The 17,063-nt window shown below is 62.0% G+C and carries 16 protein-coding genes; 3 read left to right on the top strand and 13 right to left on the bottom strand.

Annotated elements, in window-relative coordinates; all coding sequences use genetic code 11:
- Nucleotides 1-10 precede the first annotated feature (10 nt).
- Genes aroB through AC1PQG_RS01255 form a run of 9 tightly spaced genes read right to left on the bottom strand, consistent with a single transcriptional unit; the run spans nucleotide 11 to nucleotide 8,790 of the window.
- Nucleotides 11-1,090 carry a 3-dehydroquinate synthase gene (aroB, locus tag AC1PQG_RS01295; protein WP_481120880.1) on the bottom strand — a complete coding sequence of 360 codons (1,080 nt, stop codon included), beginning with the start codon at nucleotides 1,088-1,090 and terminating at the stop codon, nucleotides 11-13.
- Complete coding sequence (locus tag AC1PQG_RS01290) at nucleotides 1,078-1,605, bottom strand: shikimate kinase (protein ID WP_481120879.1); 528 nt, start codon at nucleotides 1,603-1,605, stop codon at nucleotides 1,078-1,080. The genes aroB and AC1PQG_RS01290 overlap by 13 nt, the downstream gene beginning before the upstream one ends.
- 48 nt (nucleotides 1,606-1,653) lie before the next feature.
- Nucleotides 1,654-2,820 carry a hypothetical protein gene (locus AC1PQG_RS01285; RefSeq protein WP_481120878.1) on the bottom strand — a complete coding sequence of 389 codons (1,167 nt, stop codon included), beginning with the start codon at nucleotides 2,818-2,820 and terminating at the stop codon, nucleotides 1,654-1,656.
- Nucleotides 2,817-3,707, bottom strand: coding sequence for an Ig-like domain-containing protein (locus AC1PQG_RS01280; RefSeq protein WP_481120877.1), 891 nt, complete (start codon nucleotides 3,705-3,707; stop codon nucleotides 2,817-2,819). Before AC1PQG_RS01280 ends, AC1PQG_RS01285 begins: the two co-directional genes overlap by 4 nt.
- A 23-nt stretch (nucleotides 3,708-3,730) precedes the next feature.
- The gene (locus AC1PQG_RS01275; RefSeq protein WP_481122951.1) at nucleotides 3,731-5,911 is read right to left on the bottom strand and encodes a type IV pilus secretin PilQ; all 2,181 of its coding nucleotides are present in this window, start codon (nucleotides 5,909-5,911) and stop codon (nucleotides 3,731-3,733) included.
- A 2-nt stretch (nucleotides 5,912-5,913) separates the two neighbouring features.
- Entirely contained in the window at nucleotides 5,914-6,435 is a 522-nt protein-coding gene (locus tag AC1PQG_RS01270; RefSeq protein ID WP_481120876.1) for a pilus assembly protein PilP, read from the bottom strand.
- Between the two features lie 5 nt (nucleotides 6,436-6,440).
- On the bottom strand, nucleotides 6,441-7,079 hold the full coding sequence (locus AC1PQG_RS01265; RefSeq protein WP_481120875.1) for a type IV pilus inner membrane component PilO: 639 nt from the start codon (nucleotides 7,077-7,079) through the stop codon (nucleotides 6,441-6,443).
- 32 nt (nucleotides 7,080-7,111) lie between these two features.
- Nucleotides 7,112-7,717: a PilN domain-containing protein gene (locus AC1PQG_RS01260; RefSeq protein WP_481120874.1), complete on the bottom strand. Its 606-nt coding sequence runs from the start codon at nucleotides 7,715-7,717 to the stop codon at nucleotides 7,112-7,114.
- Nucleotides 7,714-8,790 carry a pilus assembly protein PilM gene (locus tag AC1PQG_RS01255; protein WP_481120873.1) on the bottom strand — a complete coding sequence of 359 codons (1,077 nt, stop codon included), beginning with the start codon at nucleotides 8,788-8,790 and terminating at the stop codon, nucleotides 7,714-7,716. Before AC1PQG_RS01255 ends, AC1PQG_RS01260 begins: the two co-directional genes overlap by 4 nt.
- Before the next feature lie 175 nt (nucleotides 8,791-8,965).
- Between AC1PQG_RS01255 and AC1PQG_RS01250 the strand changes: the two genes are divergently transcribed.
- Nucleotides 8,966-11,248 carry a penicillin-binding protein 1A gene (locus AC1PQG_RS01250; RefSeq protein WP_481120872.1) on the top strand — a complete coding sequence of 761 codons (2,283 nt, stop codon included), beginning with the start codon at nucleotides 8,966-8,968 and terminating at the stop codon, nucleotides 11,246-11,248.
- Nucleotides 11,249-11,265: 17 nt separating this feature from the next.
- Here AC1PQG_RS01250 and cyaY read toward each other — a convergent pair whose 3' ends face one another.
- Nucleotides 11,266-11,586 carry an iron donor protein CyaY gene (gene cyaY, locus AC1PQG_RS01245; protein WP_481120871.1) on the bottom strand — a complete coding sequence of 107 codons (321 nt, stop codon included), beginning with the start codon at nucleotides 11,584-11,586 and terminating at the stop codon, nucleotides 11,266-11,268.
- Nucleotides 11,587-11,633: 47 nt separating this feature from the next.
- Between cyaY and lptM the strand changes: the two genes are divergently transcribed.
- Nucleotides 11,634-11,822 carry an LPS translocon maturation chaperone LptM gene (lptM, locus tag AC1PQG_RS01240; RefSeq protein WP_481120870.1) on the top strand — a complete coding sequence of 63 codons (189 nt, stop codon included), beginning with the start codon at nucleotides 11,634-11,636 and terminating at the stop codon, nucleotides 11,820-11,822.
- Nucleotides 11,819-13,081: a diaminopimelate decarboxylase gene (gene lysA / locus AC1PQG_RS01235; RefSeq protein ID WP_481120869.1), complete on the top strand. Its 1,263-nt coding sequence runs from the start codon at nucleotides 11,819-11,821 to the stop codon at nucleotides 13,079-13,081. Before lptM ends, lysA begins: the two co-directional genes overlap by 4 nt.
- A 130-nt stretch (nucleotides 13,082-13,211) precedes the next feature.
- Here the strand turns inward: lysA and AC1PQG_RS01230 are convergent, their stop codons facing one another.
- From AC1PQG_RS01230 to AC1PQG_RS01220, 3 genes are read right to left on the bottom strand one after another with little or no spacing between them, the layout of a single operon-like run.
- Nucleotides 13,212-14,615, bottom strand: coding sequence for an exonuclease domain-containing protein (locus AC1PQG_RS01230; protein WP_481120868.1), 1,404 nt, complete (start codon nucleotides 14,613-14,615; stop codon nucleotides 13,212-13,214).
- A gap of 7 nt (nucleotides 14,616-14,622) precedes the next feature.
- Nucleotides 14,623-14,811, bottom strand: a complete 189-nt coding sequence (locus AC1PQG_RS01225) for a DUF3460 family protein (protein ID WP_481120867.1) — start codon at nucleotides 14,809-14,811, stop codon at nucleotides 14,623-14,625.
- Between the two features lie 39 nt (nucleotides 14,812-14,850).
- Nucleotides 14,851-17,061, bottom strand: a complete 2,211-nt coding sequence (locus tag AC1PQG_RS01220) for a RelA/SpoT family protein (protein ID WP_481120866.1) — start codon at nucleotides 17,059-17,061, stop codon at nucleotides 14,851-14,853.
- Between the last annotated feature and the right edge of the window lie 2 nt (nucleotides 17,062-17,063).

Raw genomic sequence — 17,063 nt, 5'->3', positions numbered from 1 at the left:
GGCGGGGTGCTCAGCAACAGGCCTCGATGGAAGCGCGGATGTCGGCCTGGCTGGCCTCGGCAGTAATCACCGCCTCCCCTATCGCCTTCAGCAATACCAGCCGCAGGGTTCCGTCCGCCACCTTCTTGTCATGGGCCATCAGCTCGAGATAGCGATCCACCCCCAGCGGCGCCCCCTTGACCGGCAGGCCGGCGCGCTCATGAATGGACCGCACCCGCTCGACGTCCGCATCGGACAGCCAGCCCAGACGCCGGGACAGGTCGGCGGCCATGATCGCCCCTGCGGCCACGGCCTCCCCATGCAGCCAGACGCCGTACCCCAACCCGGTTTCGATGGCATGGCCGAAGGTATGCCCCAGATTGAGCGTGGCGCGCACCCCCTGCTCGGTTTCATCAGCGGCGACGACTTCCGCCTTGTTGCGGCACGAACGCTCGACCGCCTCGGCCAGCGCCTCGGCATCGCGGGCGAGCAGACGCTCGACGTTTTCCTCGATCCACTCCAGGAAGGACAGGTCCCGGATCAGCCCGTACTTGATGACCTCCGCGAGCCCCGCCTTCAGTTCGCGCTCGGGCAGTGTGTTGAGGACGGAGGTATCGGCGAGCACCAGACGCGGCTGGTAGAAGGCGCCGATCATGTTTTTGCCGAGGGGGTGATTGATTGCCGTCTTTCCGCCGACAGACGAGTCTACCTGGGACAGCAGCGTAGTCGGCACCTGGATGAAGGGTACGCCGCGCTGGTAGGTCGCCGCTGCAAAGCCGACCATATCGCCAACCACGCCACCACCGAGAGCGATCAGCGTCGTTCCGCGATCGCAGCGGCTCGACAGCAAGCCATCGAAAATCGTGTTGAGTGTCTCCCAGTCCTTGTGCGCCTCACCATCCGGCAGCACGATCTCGGTGACGGTCAGCCCACGGGCTTTCAGCCCATCCGCAAAAGCACGCAGGTACAGAGGCCCGACCACGTCGTTGGTGATCACCGCCACCCGGCGTGACTTCACGTAGGGCAATACCAGCTCGAGGTCTGCCAACAACCCGCCCCCGATCCGGATCGGATAGCTGCGTTCGGCCAGTTCGACGTTCAGTGTGCGCATAAGTCCTGCAATTCCTTTTCGATCAGACGCACCATCGCATGCGGCGTTCCACGCCCTCCCTCGACAGTGATGTGAGCAACCTCGCGGTACAGTGGGTCGCGGACCACATATAGCTGCTGAAGGCGCCCTTTGGGGTCCGGCACCTGCAGCAGGGGACGCGTCTTGTCGTGACGGGTGCGCTCCCACAGAACATGGGGCGGAACATTGAGATAAACGACCACGCCCCGCTCGGAAAGCAGGGCGCGATTGATGGGATTGATTACGGCACCGCCACCGGTAGCGAGCACCATGTCCGACTCCGTGGTCAGTTCATCCAGGGTCTGGGTCTCCCGACGGCGAAAGCCATCCTCTCCCTCGATCTCGAAGATGGTCGGGATCTTGACTCCCGTCCGGGCCTCGATTTCGTGATCACTATCGACAAAACGGAGGCCGAGACGCTTGGCAAGTTCCCGGCCGACCGTGGTCTTACCGGAGCCGGGCATGCCAATCAGAACAACACAGCGTGGAAAATCCATTCCCTTCCTTTGCAGTCGGGGAAAGACTTTTACTCCCCAAGGTGTGTGTTAATTGATGGTGATAGTCTGACTACTCGCATTACCACTCGGTGACGTCACCGTGAGGGTAATGCTTCCAACGGGCTTCGTCTGGCACTTGGAGCCCTCCACCGTGAAGGTATGGAAGGTACCACCTGCAGCGCTCGTATTGGCAACAGATGCTGAACCAGAAGACACGCCCACTGAAGCCTTGACCGTATCCCCCGTATCATTCTTGTAAGTCACAGACGAATCCATGGTCAGCGTCGCACCTGCCGGCATCGGATTATTATTTTCATCAGACAACCGGAAAGTAAAGGAGCCCATACAACCCGGCATGGTGAAGGTGGACGGCGAAACCGTACCGATCACATAGCTGGACAATATGACCAGATTGACCCGGCGCACATGCGCCTGCCCCCACACGCCATCACATGTCCCTGCACTATATGGCGCATTCGCGTAACGCCCGTCAGCAGGATAGGCGGGACACGCCCCTGACTTGCCAAAGGCAATCTCGGACTCGCCAGCTTGCCTCACCCCGTCTTCATTGTTATCGACGAAAGCATTACCAAGATCACGGAAGGTTTCACCCGCGTCGTAGATATTGTTAAAGTTGCTGTCGTCAAAACTCTCCTCGCCCATCGCATAGGCCAGGATGGTCACTCGACCGTTCGTTACGGAGCCAGAAGGTTCCGTGTCATTGCGTGGCCGGTATTCCCCGCTGGTGATTGTCACGGAACACGAAGCAGAAATTGTCGTGCAGGAGGCGCCAATGCCCGCACCTTCACTGATGAAATTAATAACAGTGCCATCCGGAACCGGGTTGCCCAGGCGATCAAATGCATAGACGGTCGCGCTCGTGGTTGTCCCATCCCGACGCCAGCCTTCGATATTGAAGGTCCCAACCGCCAGCGAGAAACGGTCTTGGGTTGGACGTCCGGTGGAGATCGTCAGATTCGGCGACTGACTCTTGATCGCCGGGTTCTCCGCCAGTACTGCAGTCACCCACACCGGCGTAGGCACGGTGCCCGCAGTCACAGTCACGCTGACCGTACCATCAGCCTTTGTCGTGCCCTGCACAGTGCCAGAGGACTGTCCGTTCAGCTTGACTCCACCTACACGCGTCGACAAGTCGAAATTGACCGCCTTGCCAGCGATTGGGCTATTAGTGCTATCCACCAGCTTGAACGTCACGATGGAGTCGGACGACAAGCCCTCCCCCCTGTGCCAGCCAGCACGATTGATGAAGGTGAAGAGGATACGAAACTCACATTCGATGCCTGAGGTGCTGCAACCTGCAGGGAAATCGAACTTGAAGCCCCTTGCACGGATGCGGTGACCGCATCGGACCCAGCACACCCTTTATCGGTATAGGTTGCCGTCGCCACACCATTGACCGACGACACGCTATGCGTAATCGACGCCTTGCCTGCCGTGTCACAAGCGGATGAGAAGGTTACAGTCTGGGAGGATGTTGCTGGAGCACCGTTTACCAACACCTGCACTGCAACCGACGTACTTCCATAGGCACTCAGGGAAGTAGAATTGGCCGCCAGATTGGCAAGCGCCACAGAACCAGGGCTGACGGCATACCCGACCGTCTGCGTCAGCGACTTTCCGGCGACGCTCGCAGTCACGGTCAAAGTGGCCGCTCCGCTGGAAGCGAGACTTGCTGCCTGCAGGTTAACCGAGGCGATACCGCTACTGTTGGTCAGCGCCGTACCTGAGGCAGGATCGAATGATCCCAGCGTGGTGTCCGTCGCAAAAGTGACCACCACATTGGGAACAGCTGCACCACTAGCATCCTTCACCAAAGCCTTAACCGTCAAAGGCTTACCTGCTGACAGGGTATTGCTGCTTGCCCCCGATGCAGCATCGGTAAGGGTTAGGGTGATCGTGCCGTCCGTCGCTGTTGAGCCGCTTCCACCCGAAGAACAGGTGAGAAAGCCTCCCGGACAGGCCGTACTGCCGCTCGAACCGCCGCCTCCGCCGCCGCACCCCGCAACGGCCAGCGCAATGACACTCAGGGCGAAGAAACGGCCTTGTGATGACAAACGGCCCAAGGCACTGACGTTATGCATAGAAATTCCCATAATAATGAAGGTCAGCGCAGACCGAGCTGATCGTTGATGATTCGAGGTGTGATGAACACGAGCAGCTCGGTCTTGTTGTCCTTGCGCTCAGTGTTCCTGAACAGATAACCGAGAACCGGTACATCCCCCAGCAATGGAATCTTCGTCGTGTTATTGCCGACTTCCTGGATATAGATCCCGCCGATCACGACCGTACCACCGTTCTCGACCACCACTTCCGTCTTGACGTGCTTGGTGTCAATCGGCACATTGCCGCCGGCAACCGGCTGGTCGTAACGCGGCTGATCCTTATTGACCTCAAGTGCCATCATCACCTTGCCATCCGGCGTGATCTGCGGCTTCACTTTCAAGGTCAGGTTGGCCTTCTTGAAGCTGACGGTCGGGAAAGCGGTTCCCCCGGACTGGGTTTGATACGGCACTTCCGAACCCTGCTCGATAATCGCCTCCGCCTTATCGGCCGTCATCACCCGCGGGCGGGACACGACCTTGCCACGCCCATCTGCTTCCAGCGCCGAGACCTCGAGATCGATGTAACGGGTTGCCGCGCTGTTCCACAATGCAAACGAGAACGCGCCCGCAGACTTATTGTTGATCGACGACGCCGGCAGATTCACACCCAAGCCGTTGGTGTAATCAGGAACCGTCGTAATCTGGCCAGCTTGGTAGCCGATTGAAGACAGATTACCCGTCCCAAGAGTATTCCGGAAGACCGGAACCCCCCCCGTAGTCGTTCCAATCTGACCGCCGGTTTTGGCCCCGAAGCCGAGACGCACCCCCAGGTTGCTCGCAAACGTATCGGTGGCCTCGACGATCTGCGCCTCAATCAGGACCTGACGCACCTCGACATCCACTTCGGCGATCAGACGACGAATATCCTCAAGCCTAGAGGCCACATCATTGACGAAAATCTTGTTGCTGCGCTCGTCTGGCAGAACACTACCCCGCTTGGAAAGCACGGACTGGTCCTTGCTCTTCAGGAACTCGGCAACACTCTTAGCCTTATGGTAGTTGATCTGAAAACTCTCGGTCCGCAGCGGCTCCAGATCACCGACCTGAGCCTTGGCTTCCAAGTCGAGCTTCTCGCGAGCAGCCAGTTCGTCCCGCGGCGCGATCCAGATCACATTGCCGTTCTTGCGCATGTCCAGACCCCGCGCCTGCAGGATGATATCGAGGGCCTGATCCCACGGCACGTCTTTGAGGCGCAGCGTCAGGTTGCCCTGCACGGAGTCACTGGTGATGATGTTGAAATTCGTGAAGTCCGCGATGACCTGCAGCACGGAACGCACGTCGATGTTCTGGAAGTTCAGGGACAGCTTCTCGCCGGAGAAACGGCCCTTGCCCGCGCCTTGCGTCAGCTTGTTGGGATCCTCCTTGACAGGCTTCACCTCGAGCACAAACTGATTGTCGCTCTGGTAGGCGTTATGCTCCCACAGCCCACGCGGCGTCACCGTCATGCGGACATTGCCACCCTGGGTCTTGGTCAGCACGGTGGACACCGGGGTACCGAAATCCACCACATCCAGCTTGCGGCGCAATTGCTCCGGCACATCCGTCTTGAGAAAGTCGACTATCAGGTTCTCGCCCTGCTGACGAATGTCGATACCGGCATTCGGGTCGGACAGATCGACCACCAGCCGCCCCTCGCCATCCTTGCCGCGCCGGAAGTTGATATCGCGAATAGCGTGGTGCTCCGACTGCCCCACGGCGGCCGGAGCAAACTGGGTACTCTGCTGAGCGAGCTGGCTCGCCGCCTCACGGACCTGTCCAGCCGCCAGCGTGATCAGGAGATCGTTCCCATCCTGGCGCGTCTCATAAGGGTAGACCCGGGACAGGTTCAGGACCAAGCGGGTCCGGTCCCCGACCTGCACAACGTTCACACTCCGCAAATCACCAGCATTGAGCGTCTGGCTATTGCGCCCCAAGCCATTCGCCGTATCCGGGAAATCGAACGCAATGCGCGCCGGGCTCGCGACACTGAAACTTGCCGGCAAGGCGGCCAGCGGCCTAGCAAGGGTAAGCTTGAGGACAATGTTGCCCCCTTGCTCCATGGCCATGATCTTCTCAATCCGGTTGCCTGCCGGCACGGCGTCCGCCGCCTGCGGGACCTGGGCCAGCACGGACACCGGAAGCACCAGCCCGCCAAGACACGCAGCCACCGCCCATGCGCCCAACCTGACCCCACAAGGTCTCATTTTCATTTCTTCGCCTCCTGAGGCGCCTGCTCCTGCAACTGGAGCGTGCTGATGCGCTCGGTCCATTCACCGCCCACATCCTCGACAAGTTCTTTCAAGGTCACGGCGGATTCGCTGATGTCCGTGATCTTTCCGTAATTCTGCCCAAGATAATTGCCGACCTTGACCTGATGGAGTGTCTTGTCGACAGCGATAATGGCATGGGCCTGACCTTTTCTCATCATGACGCCAACCATCTTGAGCGATTCGAGCGGATACGCTTCAAGGGGCTCCCGGCGCCGGTTTGCATCCGGCATGAAGCCCGACTTCTTGTCCGGCTCAAGTTTGGCCTGCTTGAACGGATCGAGCAGGCCACTGCCTTGGTAATTCACGACGGACGCCTGGCGGATTGGCGGCAAGGGCTTTAGATTGGGCTTGAGGTCTTTCGACGCCTCGGCCATCCAGTCGCGCAAATCCTGCTGTTTGTCACCACACCCGGCCAGCAGTAACGAAAGAAGCAGAGGCACTATCAGAGTCAGTCGCATGATCGTCACTTGCGCGCCTTTTCCTTGGCCTTTTCCTTACGCAGGGCCGAGACTTCTTCGTCATCCAGGTAACGATATGTCACCGCCGTCGCATCGAACTTGAGGTTGCCTTCCTTGAGCGTCTCGATAGCGATGTCATTTAATGTCACGATCCGCGGCATCTGCGCCACGTCACTGACAAATTCGCCGAGGTCGTGGTAACTGCCGGTCACTCGCACGGAAATCGGCAACTCAGCATAAAAGTCCTTCAAGCCCTCGGCCCCTGGCTTGAACAGCTCGAACTGCAGTCCACGCCCCAGACCGGCCTGGTTGATGTCCGCCAACAAGGACTCGATCTCGGAGCGATTCGGCAACTGCTTCAATAAGGCACCAAACTGACGGTCGATCTCCGCCAGTTGCCGGCGGTATTCAGGAAGATTTACGGCCTGGCGCTTCTTCAACAACCACTCATCCTTGAGTGCGGCTTCTTCCTTTTCCTTGCTATCCAGCGTGGTCAGCTGATCGCTCCAGTCGAACCACCAGCCACCGACGACGATAGCCAGAAAAATCGCCAGCAACGTCGCCAACCGGGGCAGCAGCGGCCACTGCCCGGGATCATTGGGATCCAACCCCTGGAAATCCCGCATCAGGGTCTGGACATCCATCGTCCGGAGCTTCTCCATCGACTCCCTTAGACTCATGGCTTGCCTCCCGAAGGATTGCTGGCCCCGCCAGCCTTCGGCTTGCCAGAGTCCTCCGCCTTGGTGCGCTCGATGCTCACATTGAGATTGAATTCACTGACGCGACGGGTATTCAGAACCGCCGCCTTGACCTCGACCAGATCAGCACGCTCAAGATAAGGCGAAGCCTCAAGATTACGCATCAGGGTGGATACCCGCGCGTTCGACTGGGCATAGCCGATCAAATTGATCTTGGAGCCGGACTGCTTAAGCGACTTGAGATAAACGCCTTCAGGCATCTGACGGACCAATTCGTTGAACAACTGGACAGTTTCCGTACGATTGGTCTGCAACGACTCGATGACCTGCTTTCGGGACAGCAACGCCTCAGCCTGTTCCCGCAAGCCCTTGATTTCCACGATCTCCTTATCAAGCGCGGCGATTTCCTGCTTGAGGAAGACGTTCTTTGCATCCTGACCATCCACATACCCCGCCAGGATCGTATGACCGATGAACCACACCACAAGCCCTACCACCGCCACAAAGGCGGAAAACAGCGCGAATTGCTGACGGCGCGCCTTGCGCTTCTCTTCCCGATGGGGAAGCAGGTTGATACGGATCACGAATCGAACCTCCGCAAGGCCAGACCACAGGCAACCAGCAAGGCAGGGGCATCCGCCGCGAGATTTTTCGGCCGAACCTTTGAACCAAGGCTCATGTTCGCGAACGGGTTGGCCACCAGGGTATCCACCTGGGTACGGCCCGCGACCGTTTCCGCGAGCCCAGGGATGACGGCACAACCGCCAGCAAGGACGATATGGTCTACCTGATTGAACTGGGTGGAGGTGAAAAAGAACTGTAGCGCCCGCGACACTTCCAGTGCCATGGCGTCCATGAACGGGCGCAGAAGATCGGACTCATAGCTCTCGGGCAACGAACCGGTACGCTTGCCACTTTCGGCTTCTTCAAGGGACATCCCAAAGTGGCGCATGATGTCCTGGGTGAGGAAGAAACCACCGAAGGCCTGCTCACGGGCGTACACCTGATTGCCATTGCGCAGCACTGACACATTCATCACGTTGGCGCCGGCATCCACCAGCGCGATGATTTTGTCTTCCCCGCGGTCGGGCAGCTGCTCCTGAACCAGTTCGAAGGCAGCCAGCGACGCGTAGGACTCGACGTCCATCACCAGCGCCTTGAGGCCAGCAGCCTCCGCTGCAGCGACCCTGTCTTCGACCTTTTCCTTGCGGGACGCTGCGATCAACACCTCATCCTCGTCCGCACTGGAAGCCGCCGGACCGATGACCTGAAAATCGAGATTCACCTCATCGAGCGCAAAGGGAATGTACTGATTCGCTTCTGACTCGACCTGCACCTCCAACTCCTGGTCGCGCAGGCCCGCTGGGAGGATGATCTTCTTGGTGATGACCGCCGACGCCGGGAGCGCAAGCGCCACGAAACGGGTCGCGGTTCCGAGCCGACGCCAGCCACGCCGGATGGCATCGGACACAGCCTCCAGATTGACGATGTTTCCATCGGATACGGCCTCCCGCGGAAGCGCTTCGACGGCGTACCGCTCGACCCGATAGCCACCGCCCGAGACGGCGGACAACTCCACCATCTTGACCGACGACGACGAGATGTCGACACCGATCAAAGGGCGCGCCCGGGGGCTCAAAAAGGAGAGGTCGATCACAAAAAGTCCTGAAATTTCTTTATGTTAGGTGCAATACCAACAAACTACTTGAGATCCTAACAACAACCATGACAAGTGTAAAGGTAAGGCCCGGGAGAATACCGGATTGCATATCAGGCGACAAATCGGGCCTCCTCGTATAATGCAGCACTTTACTCTGCTCCCCGCTCCCGTCATGCGCTGGGTACTCTACCCCTTCATCGCACTTCTCGGCCTGCTGGCCATTGGCCTCGCCATCCTCGCCCTGGCCGTCGCCTTCGCCTGGCCGACCCTCCCGTCGCTGGAAGCACTGACCGACTACCACCCCAAGATTCCGCTGCGCGTCTACACGGCTGACGGGATTCTGATCGGCGAGTACGGCGAAGAGCGCCGTGCCTTCATCCACATCCAGGACGTACCGCCCGTTCTCAAGCACGCCATTCTGGCCGCCGAGGACGACCGCTTCTACCAGCACTCCGGGGTCGATTTCACTGGCGTGCTGCGTGCGGCGGGCGCCAACCTCGTCACAGGCAGCAAGCGCCAGGGCTCCTCGACGATCACCATGCAGGTGGCCCGGAACTTCTTCCTGACCCGCGAGAAGACCTACTCGCGCAAGCTTTACGAAATCCTGCTGGCGTTCAAGATCGAACAGAACCTCACCAAGGATCAGATCCTCGAGGTCTATATCAACCAGATCTACCTTGGCCGCCGCGCCTACGGTTTCGCCGTTGCCGCTCAGACCTATTTCGGCAAATCCATCCACGACCTTAATGTTCCGGAGGCCGCCATGCTCGCGGGCCTGCCGAAAGCCCCCTCCGCCTACAATCCGGTCGTCAATCCGAAGCGCGCCGCCCTGCGCCAGCAATACGTACTGCGTCGCATGACCGAACTGGGCTTCATCTCCGAAACGGAGCACCAGCAAGCCGTCAACGCTCCACTCAAGGTCGTCACCGGACCTGGCGACGTCGGTGGCAGCGCCGACTATGTGGCGGAAATGGCCCGCCAGATCGCCTACGAACAGTTCAAGGAAGAGGCCTATACCCGCGGCATCAAGGTCATCACGACGATCAACAAGGCCGAACAGGATGCCGCCTACCGGGCACTGCGCCGCGGCATCATGGATTACGACCGCCGCCACGGCTACCGGGGTGTCGAGGGCTATGTGGATCCTGCCCGAATGAGCGGGGAGCAGACCGAGGGCCTGGACGAAGTCCTGGCCGAGACACCTGATTACGACGACCTCCAGGCGGCCATCGTGACCCAGGCGGGCAACGGCGCAGTCACCGCCTACCGCTACGGCGAGACCTTCCGCATCAGCGGCGACGGACTGCGCTTCGCCGCGGCAATGCTCAGCGAGAAAGCCCCGCCCAACAAACGCATCCGCCCGGGCGCCATCATCCGCGTGGTGCATGTGGATAATCACTGGGAAATCAGTCAGCTACCAGAGGTCGAAGGCGCCCTGACCGCAGCCGACCCACACACCGGCGCGATCCGCGCGCTGGTCGGCGGCTTCGATTTCAACCGCAACAAGTTCAACCATGTCACCCAGGCGTGGCGCCAGCCCGGCTCCAGCTTCAAGCCTTTCATCTATTCGGCCGCCTTCGAGAAAGGCTACGGCCCCAACAGCATTGTCGACGACTCGCCGATCTCCTTCCCTGCGGGAGACACCGGCTCACAGGCCTGGGAGCCAAAGAACTACGACGGCAAGTACGACGGACCGATGTCCCTGCGCTCCGCACTGGCGCGCTCCAAGAACATGGTGTCGATCCGCCTGCTGAAATCCATCGGCCCCCGCTACGCGCAGGACTACGTCACCAAGTTCGGTTTCGACGCCGAACGCCATCCGGCCTACCTGACCATGGCCCTTGGCGCCGGCTCCGTCACGCCGTGGCAGATGCTGCGCGGCTACTCGGTCTTCGCCAACGGCGGTTACCGCGTCGAGCCTTACCTGGTGAAGGAAATCCAGGACGAGGCCGGCCACGTACTCGCCCGCGTCGACCCGCCGGTGGCCGGCGAAACCGCCGAGCGGGCCATCGACGAGCGCAATGCCTACCTGATGGACTCGATGCTGAAGGACGTCGTCCGCCGCGGCACCGCCGCCAAGGCGCTGGCCCTCAAGCGCGGTGACCTGGCCGGCAAGACCGGCACCACCAACGAGTACGTGGACGCCTGGTTCTGCGGCTACCAGCCGACCGTCGTCGCCGTGGCGTGGATCGGTTTCGATCAGCCTCGCAAGCTGGGCAGCGGAGAAACAGGCGGAGCAGCCGCACTGCCGCTGTGGATCAACTACATGCGAAAGGCTCTCGACGGCGTGCCCGAGAGCTATCCGACTCCGCCGGATGGCCTGATCCGCATCCAACCGGAAGGCAGTGCCACCGAGGAGCTGATCTACAAGGAGAACCTGCCGGCAGCACCGGTGGAAGCCCCGCAGGAGCCCACCAGCCCGCCGGCGGAAGAAGCCCCGCGCAATACCAACTAGCGCGGCCCGGGAGCCGGTCAGCCCTTCAGGTCGACCGGCTCGCCAGCCTGCTCGGACATGCAGCGGGACAGCACGGCGTAGAAATCCGCCCCATCCCGCGTGCCCAGCCAGCGCCCGCCGTCGGGGCGGAAGTGGAAACCGCCCGACTTGGCGGCCAGCCAGATCTCCCGCGCCGCACTGTGCCGGTTAACGATGATCTTGCTGCCGTTGTCGAACTCCAGCTCGAAGACCCCACCCGGCTTCACCTCGTAATCGAAATCCAGCTCGCAGGCCTCCAGCAGACCCTCCAGGCGCTCCAGCTCGGCATCCGCCAAGGCGTTGAAATCCGCTTCGTCCATCGACCCCTCCGTTGTTCTGTTAACATTGCCGTTTTTGCGCGGAACCCATGCGAACCATCGCCATTGCCGCCGCGACCTGCGGCCTACTCGTCCTAGCCGGCTGCGGCATCAAGGGGCCGCTGTACATCCCGCAAGTTCCCAAGCCTGCCAGCAAGCCGGCTCCGCAGCCCGCCGACGCCACCCAGGCGCCGGGCGGCGATCATAACAAACCCGCTCCCCAGGATTCAGCCCAATGACCACCGCACTGCCCGTGCCGACGCTCGCCGCCGGCCCCGCCGGCCTGACCCTCGAAGGGGTCGCCCTCGCCGACATCGCCGAGCGCTTCGGCACCCCGACCTACGTGTATTCCCGTGCCGCGCTGACCGCAGCCTTCGCGGCCTATCAGCAGGCCCTCGGCATGCGCAAGGCGCTCGTCTGCTATGCGGTCAAGGCCAACTCCAGCCTAGGCATCCTGTCGGTATTTGCCAAGCTGGGCGCCGGTTTCGACATCGTGTCCGGGGGTGAGCTGGCCCGCGTCCTCGCCGCCGGCGGCGACCCCGGCAAAGTGATCTTCTCGGGCGTTGGCAAGAGCGTCGACGAAATGCGTTACGCGCTGGAGTCGGGGATCGGCTGTTTCAACGTCGAATCCGCCGCCGAACTGGACCGCCTGAATGATGTAGCCATCAGCCTCGGCAAGCGTGCGCCGATCGCCTTCCGCGTCAATCCGGACGTCAATCCGAACACCCACCCGTACATCTCCACCGGCCTGCGCAGCAACAAGTTCGGCGTGGCCTTCACCGAAGCCCTCGACCTCTACCGCAAGGCGGCCAAGCTGCCGAACATCGAGATCAGTGGCATCGACTGCCACATCGGCTCCCAGCTCCTCGACCCGGCGCCGATGGCCGAAGCGGCAGACAAGATCCTGGGCCTGGTGGACCAGCTCGCCCGCGAAGGCATCAAGCTCGACCACATCGACCTGGGCGGCGGCCTCGGCATCCGCTACCGTGACGAGGAACCGCCGACGCCGACCGAATACCTCAAGCCCCTGCTGGAGCGCTTCGCCGGCCGCGACGAGGCCCTGTGCTTCGAACCGGGCCGCTCGCTGGTCGGCAACGCCGGCCTGCTGCTGACCCGCATCGAATACCTGAAGCCCGGCGTCGAGAAGAACTTCGCGATCATCGATGCGGCAATGAACGACCTGGCCCGCCCCGCGCTGTACGACGCCTACCACGAGATCGTCGCGGTGGCACCGCGCGCCGTCCCCGCCACCCGCTACGAAGTGGTCGGCCCGATCTGCGAGAGCGGCGACTTCCTCGGCCACGACCGCGACCTGTCGGTGGAAACCGGCGACCTGCTGGCCATCCTGTCGGCGGGCGCCTACGGCATGACGATGAGCTCCAACTACAACACCCGCCCACGTGCCGCCGAGATCCTGGTGGACGGCACGGACGTGCACGTCATCCGCGACCGGGAAACCCTCGCCCACCTGCTCGCCGGCGAACGCCCGCTGCCCTGAGCGCGGCCATTCTCCACGGGGCGCATCCATTGGCCCCACAGAGGAGTCGGGTTTTCACACAGATGATATGAGGCAGGAATTGTCCAGAGCCGACGGCAGGTCGGCTCTGGACAAATCGCGTTGACGCGCCTCAGCCCAGCGGCGTGACCGCGGCGCGCGCCAACGGCGTATCCAGCCAGCGGACGAGGATGCGGTAGATATCCGGATCGAAGCGGCGTTGCGGCAGGGCCGCCAGCAGACTGGCCAAGGCCGCCTCGTCATCGGCGCGGCCGAGCAGGCACCACTGATCCACCACGTGTGCGGCGCTGCGCCCGGTATCGGCATGGTGTTCGCGCACCACCACCGGGCCGGCCCACGGCCAACGCCGCAAGCGCAGGCTTTCGAGCACCTTCAGCAGACGCTCGTCATGCTGGGCGGGGCTTTCCTTGCCGGCACACACGCCGGCGCAGCGGCGCGCCTGGTGCGCGAGACAAGGCCCTTCCCCCCACGCTTCAGTGCCAATGCGGCGCGGGCACAGCTTGTAGAGACTGGCCAGTTCCCGCAGCGCATTGTCGGCTTCCTTCTTGGTCCGGAAAGTCCCGTAGAGACTGTCCCAGCTCGCCGGGTCACCGCCGTTCAGTGGCTCGCGCTGCAACACCGGGCCACGCCGACGGGCTGCGTCGAAACGCAGACCGAAGACCGCGGCGACATCCGCCGGCTGGCGATTCTCAGCCGGCCTCTCGGTACGGACCAGATGCGACTCGAGCAGCAGCGCACCCAGCTCGCCGGCGGTCACCCGCCAGTCCACACGGCGGACCTGCTGGATGATCTTGGCCTCCCGGCCCTTCAGCTTGTCACCTGCAAAGTGACTCATCACCCGCGAGCGCAGGCTGACGCTGCGTCCGACATACAGCAGCACATCGTTCTCGCCGTAGAAGAGATAGACCCCGGGCCCCTCGGGCAGACCTTCGAGCACCCCTTCGGGCAGACCGGCAGGGCGGTTCGGTGCCTTCATCGCCTTGACGATTGCCGCATCGAGCACACCGCGCTCGAAGCTCCCCACCACCTGGCCGACAAACTGGACCAAAGCCTCCGTATCGCCAAGGGCGCGATGGCGGGCCGAACAGACGAGTCCGTGGCGCTCGATCAAGGCGTCGAGACCGTGGCGGTGATGCTGGGGATAGAGGGCGCGCGACAGCTTGACGGTACACAGCACCGGCGCCTCGAAGGACTGGCCCAGACGCTGGAACTCGTTCTTGATGAAGCCGTAATCGAAGCGTGCGTTATGGGCGACGAAGATGCAGTCCGCGAAGAGCTCGCGGACCCGTTCGGCCACATCGGCGAACGGCGGCGCCTCTGCCACCATGTCGTCGGTGATGCCGACCAGACTCTGGATGTTCAGCGGAATGGTCCGCCCGGGATTGACCAGGGTGGACCACCGCTCAACCAGCTCACCGTCTTCGACCCGCAGAATCGCAATTTCGGTGATCCGGTCTTCCACCGGGTTGGCCCCGGTGGTTTCTACGTCGATGAAAGCAAGTTTGGGAGCGAGCAAAGCCCGCTCAGCTTTCGGTCGAGTAAGGATAGGGCTTCTGGGCAACGCGGCCAGCAGCGTACTCACGCTGGGTCTCCAGATCCTGCGGCTTGTCCCACCACAGGGAGCGCCCCTTCTTCTGCTCTTCGACCTGCTCAGGATGCTTGGCCATCCATTCACGCATGAACTTGGTGTGCTCGGACTCGTAACCTGCCATGTGGATCTCCCTTTTTAAGCGGCGTGGATTCTAGCAGCCTCAGCTGCCCTTCTGGTCGCCCTTGAGGCGGTTGATGCGGACCACCTCCGGGATGTTTCGTATCCCGCGGATGACCTTGGCGAGATGCAGGCGATGAGTCACCTGCACCGTGATGTAGATGGTGGAATAGGCACCCTGATCGCCATCGGTACTGACGTTCTGGATGTTGCAGTCTTGCTCGGCGATCGCATTGGCGACCTTGGCCAGCACACCACGCACGTTCTGCGTGAGCAGGCGCAGCGTCACGTCGAACAGGCGGTCGGTGGCGGCTTCCCACTCCACGTCGATCCAGCGGTCCCGCTCGCTGCGTAGCTTGCGGGCCTGCGGACAGTCGTGCATGTGCACTTCCAGCCCCTGCCCCTTGCGGATGATGCCGACGATGGGATCGCCCGGAATCGGTCGGCAGCAACGCGCCAATTGGACCGCAACGCCTTCTGTGCCGCGGATCAGGATCGCCCCGGCAGGCTTGGGCTTGACGACATCGGCGCGGCCGGACTCCATATCCTGGATCTCCGCCAAGCGCCGCGCGACGATGGCCGGCAGACGTCGGCCGAGGCCGATGTCGGTCATCAGTTCCTTGCGGTTGTTGAGCGTGAACTCCTTCAGGAAACGCTCCCATGCAAAGGTGCTGACCTGGCCGAGGGTCAGGCCGTGCAAGCGCAGGGCCTGGTTGAGCAGGCGCTCGCCGAGGGTCGAGGCTTCTTCCTGCTGGGCGTTCTTAAGGAAATGGCGGATCTGCGCCCGCGCCTTGCCGGTCCGCACATAGGACAGCCAGGCCGGGTTGGGGCTGGCGTGGGCGGCGGTGATGATCTCGATCTGGTCGCCGTTGTGCAGTTCGGTGCGCAGCGGCATCAGCTCGCCATTGATGCGTCCCGCCACACAGCGGTTGCCGACGTCGGTATGCACCGCGTAGGCGAAGTCCACCACCGTGGCGCCGCGCGGCAGCGCGAAGATCTTGCCCTTCGGCGTGAAGGCGTACACCTCGCCCGGGAACAGGTTGACCTTCACATGCTCCAGGAACTCGCTGGAGTCACCGGACGTGGACTGTAGTTCGAGCAGCGACTGCAGCCAGCTGTGGGTCTTGTGCTGCAGCTCGGTAAGGGTCTTTTCGTCTTCCTTGTACAGCCAGTGGGAAGCCACACCACTCTCGGCGATGTGGTTCATCTCCTGGGTGCGAATCTGCACTTCGACCGGCGTGCCGAAGGGGCCGATCAAGGTGGTGTGCAGCGACTGGTAGCCGTTCGCCTTGGGAATGGCGATGTAGTCCTTGAACTTGCCGGGCACCGGCTTGTAAAGCGCATGCAGCGCGCCGAGGGCGCGGTAACAGGTCTGCACGTCGGGCACGATGACGCGGAAACCGTAGATGTCGAGCACCTGGGAGAAGGTCAGGCGCTTCTCCGACATCTTCCGGTAGATGCTGTAAAGGTGCTTCTCGCGGCCGCGCACGTCGGCCTGGATATCCCACTGGGGCAGGCGCTCCTCGATCGCGACGAGGATCTTGCCGACCACTTCACGCCGGTTGCCACGAGCAGCCAGGATGGCCTTCGACAGCACCCGGTAGCGCATTGGGTAGCGATGCTTGAAGGCCAGTTCCTGCAACTCGCGGTACAGGCTGTTGAGGCCCAGCCGGTTGGCGATGGGCGCGTGGATTTCCTGGGTTTCGCGGGCGATGCGACGCCGCTTGTCGGGGCGCACGCAGTCGAGCGTGCGCATGTTGTGCAGGCGGTCGGCCAGCTTGATGAGGATCACCCGCAGGTCGCTGGCCATCGCCAGCAGCATCTTGCGGAAGTTTTCCGCCTGGGCTTCCTCGTGGGACTGGAACTCGATCTTGTCGAGCTTGGACACCCCATCCACCAGTTCGGCCGTGGTCCGCCCGAAACGTTCGGCGATCTCGGCCTTGGTGATGTGGGTGTCCTCCATCACGTCGTGGAGGAGGGCCGCGCACAGGGCCTGGGCGTCCAGATTCCAGCCGGCGAGGATCTCCGCAACAGCGACCGGATGGGAGATGTAAGGCTCCCCGCTGATCCGCATCTGCCCCTCATGGGCGTCGGCGGAAAAGTGATAGGCGGCCTCGATACGCCCCACGTCCTCAGGACGCAGGTAGGCACTGACGATGTTCTTCAGCCTGCCGAAGTCGAGGGGCAGGACGCAGGAAGCGGGGGGCTGGAAAACGCCGCTACCACTGACCGGAGTTGGTGCGGCGGATTCCATGG

Source organism: Zoogloea sp. GDB6, assembly GCF_056724105.1.
Note: the sequence above shows the minus strand (reverse complement) of the source record. Positions and strands in the feature narration are given on the sequence as shown.

Bases quoted from the DNA above. Each gene is read 5' to 3' on its own strand.
- AC1PQG_RS01225 (WP_481120867.1), bottom strand. From the start codon at position 14,811: ATGGCAGGTTACGAGTCCGAGCACACCAAGTTCATGCGTGAATGGATG.
- AC1PQG_RS01220 (WP_481120866.1), bottom strand. From the start codon at position 17,061: ATGGAATCCGCCGCACCAACTCCGGTCAGTGGTAGCGGCGTTTTCCAG.
- AC1PQG_RS01265 (WP_481120875.1), bottom strand. From the start codon at position 7,079: ATGGATGTCCAGACCCTGATGCGGGATTTCCAGGGGTTGGATCCCAAT.
- AC1PQG_RS01290 (WP_481120879.1), bottom strand. From the start codon at position 1,605: ATGGATTTTCCACGCTGTGTTGTTCTGATTGGCATGCCCGGCTCCGGT.
- AC1PQG_RS01275 (WP_481122951.1), bottom strand. From the start codon at position 5,911: ATGAGACCTTGTGGGGTCAGGTTGGGCGCATGGGCGGTGGCTGCGTGT.
- cyaY (WP_481120871.1), bottom strand. From the start codon at position 11,586: ATGGACGAAGCGGATTTCAACGCCTTGGCGGATGCCGAGCTGGAGCGC.
- aroB (WP_481120880.1), bottom strand. From the start codon at position 1,090: ATGCGCACACTGAACGTCGAACTGGCCGAACGCAGCTATCCGATCCGG.
- lysA (WP_481120869.1), top strand. From the start codon at position 11,819: ATGACCACCGCACTGCCCGTGCCGACGCTCGCCGCCGGCCCCGCCGGC.
- AC1PQG_RS01250 (WP_481120872.1), top strand. From the start codon at position 8,966: ATGCGCTGGGTACTCTACCCCTTCATCGCACTTCTCGGCCTGCTGGCC.
- AC1PQG_RS01270 (WP_481120876.1), bottom strand. From the start codon at position 6,435: ATGCGACTGACTCTGATAGTGCCTCTGCTTCTTTCGTTACTGCTGGCC.
- lptM (WP_481120870.1), top strand. From the start codon at position 11,634: ATGCGAACCATCGCCATTGCCGCCGCGACCTGCGGCCTACTCGTCCTA.
- AC1PQG_RS01280 (WP_481120877.1), bottom strand. From the start codon at position 3,707: ATGCATAACGTCAGTGCCTTGGGCCGTTTGTCATCACAAGGCCGTTTC.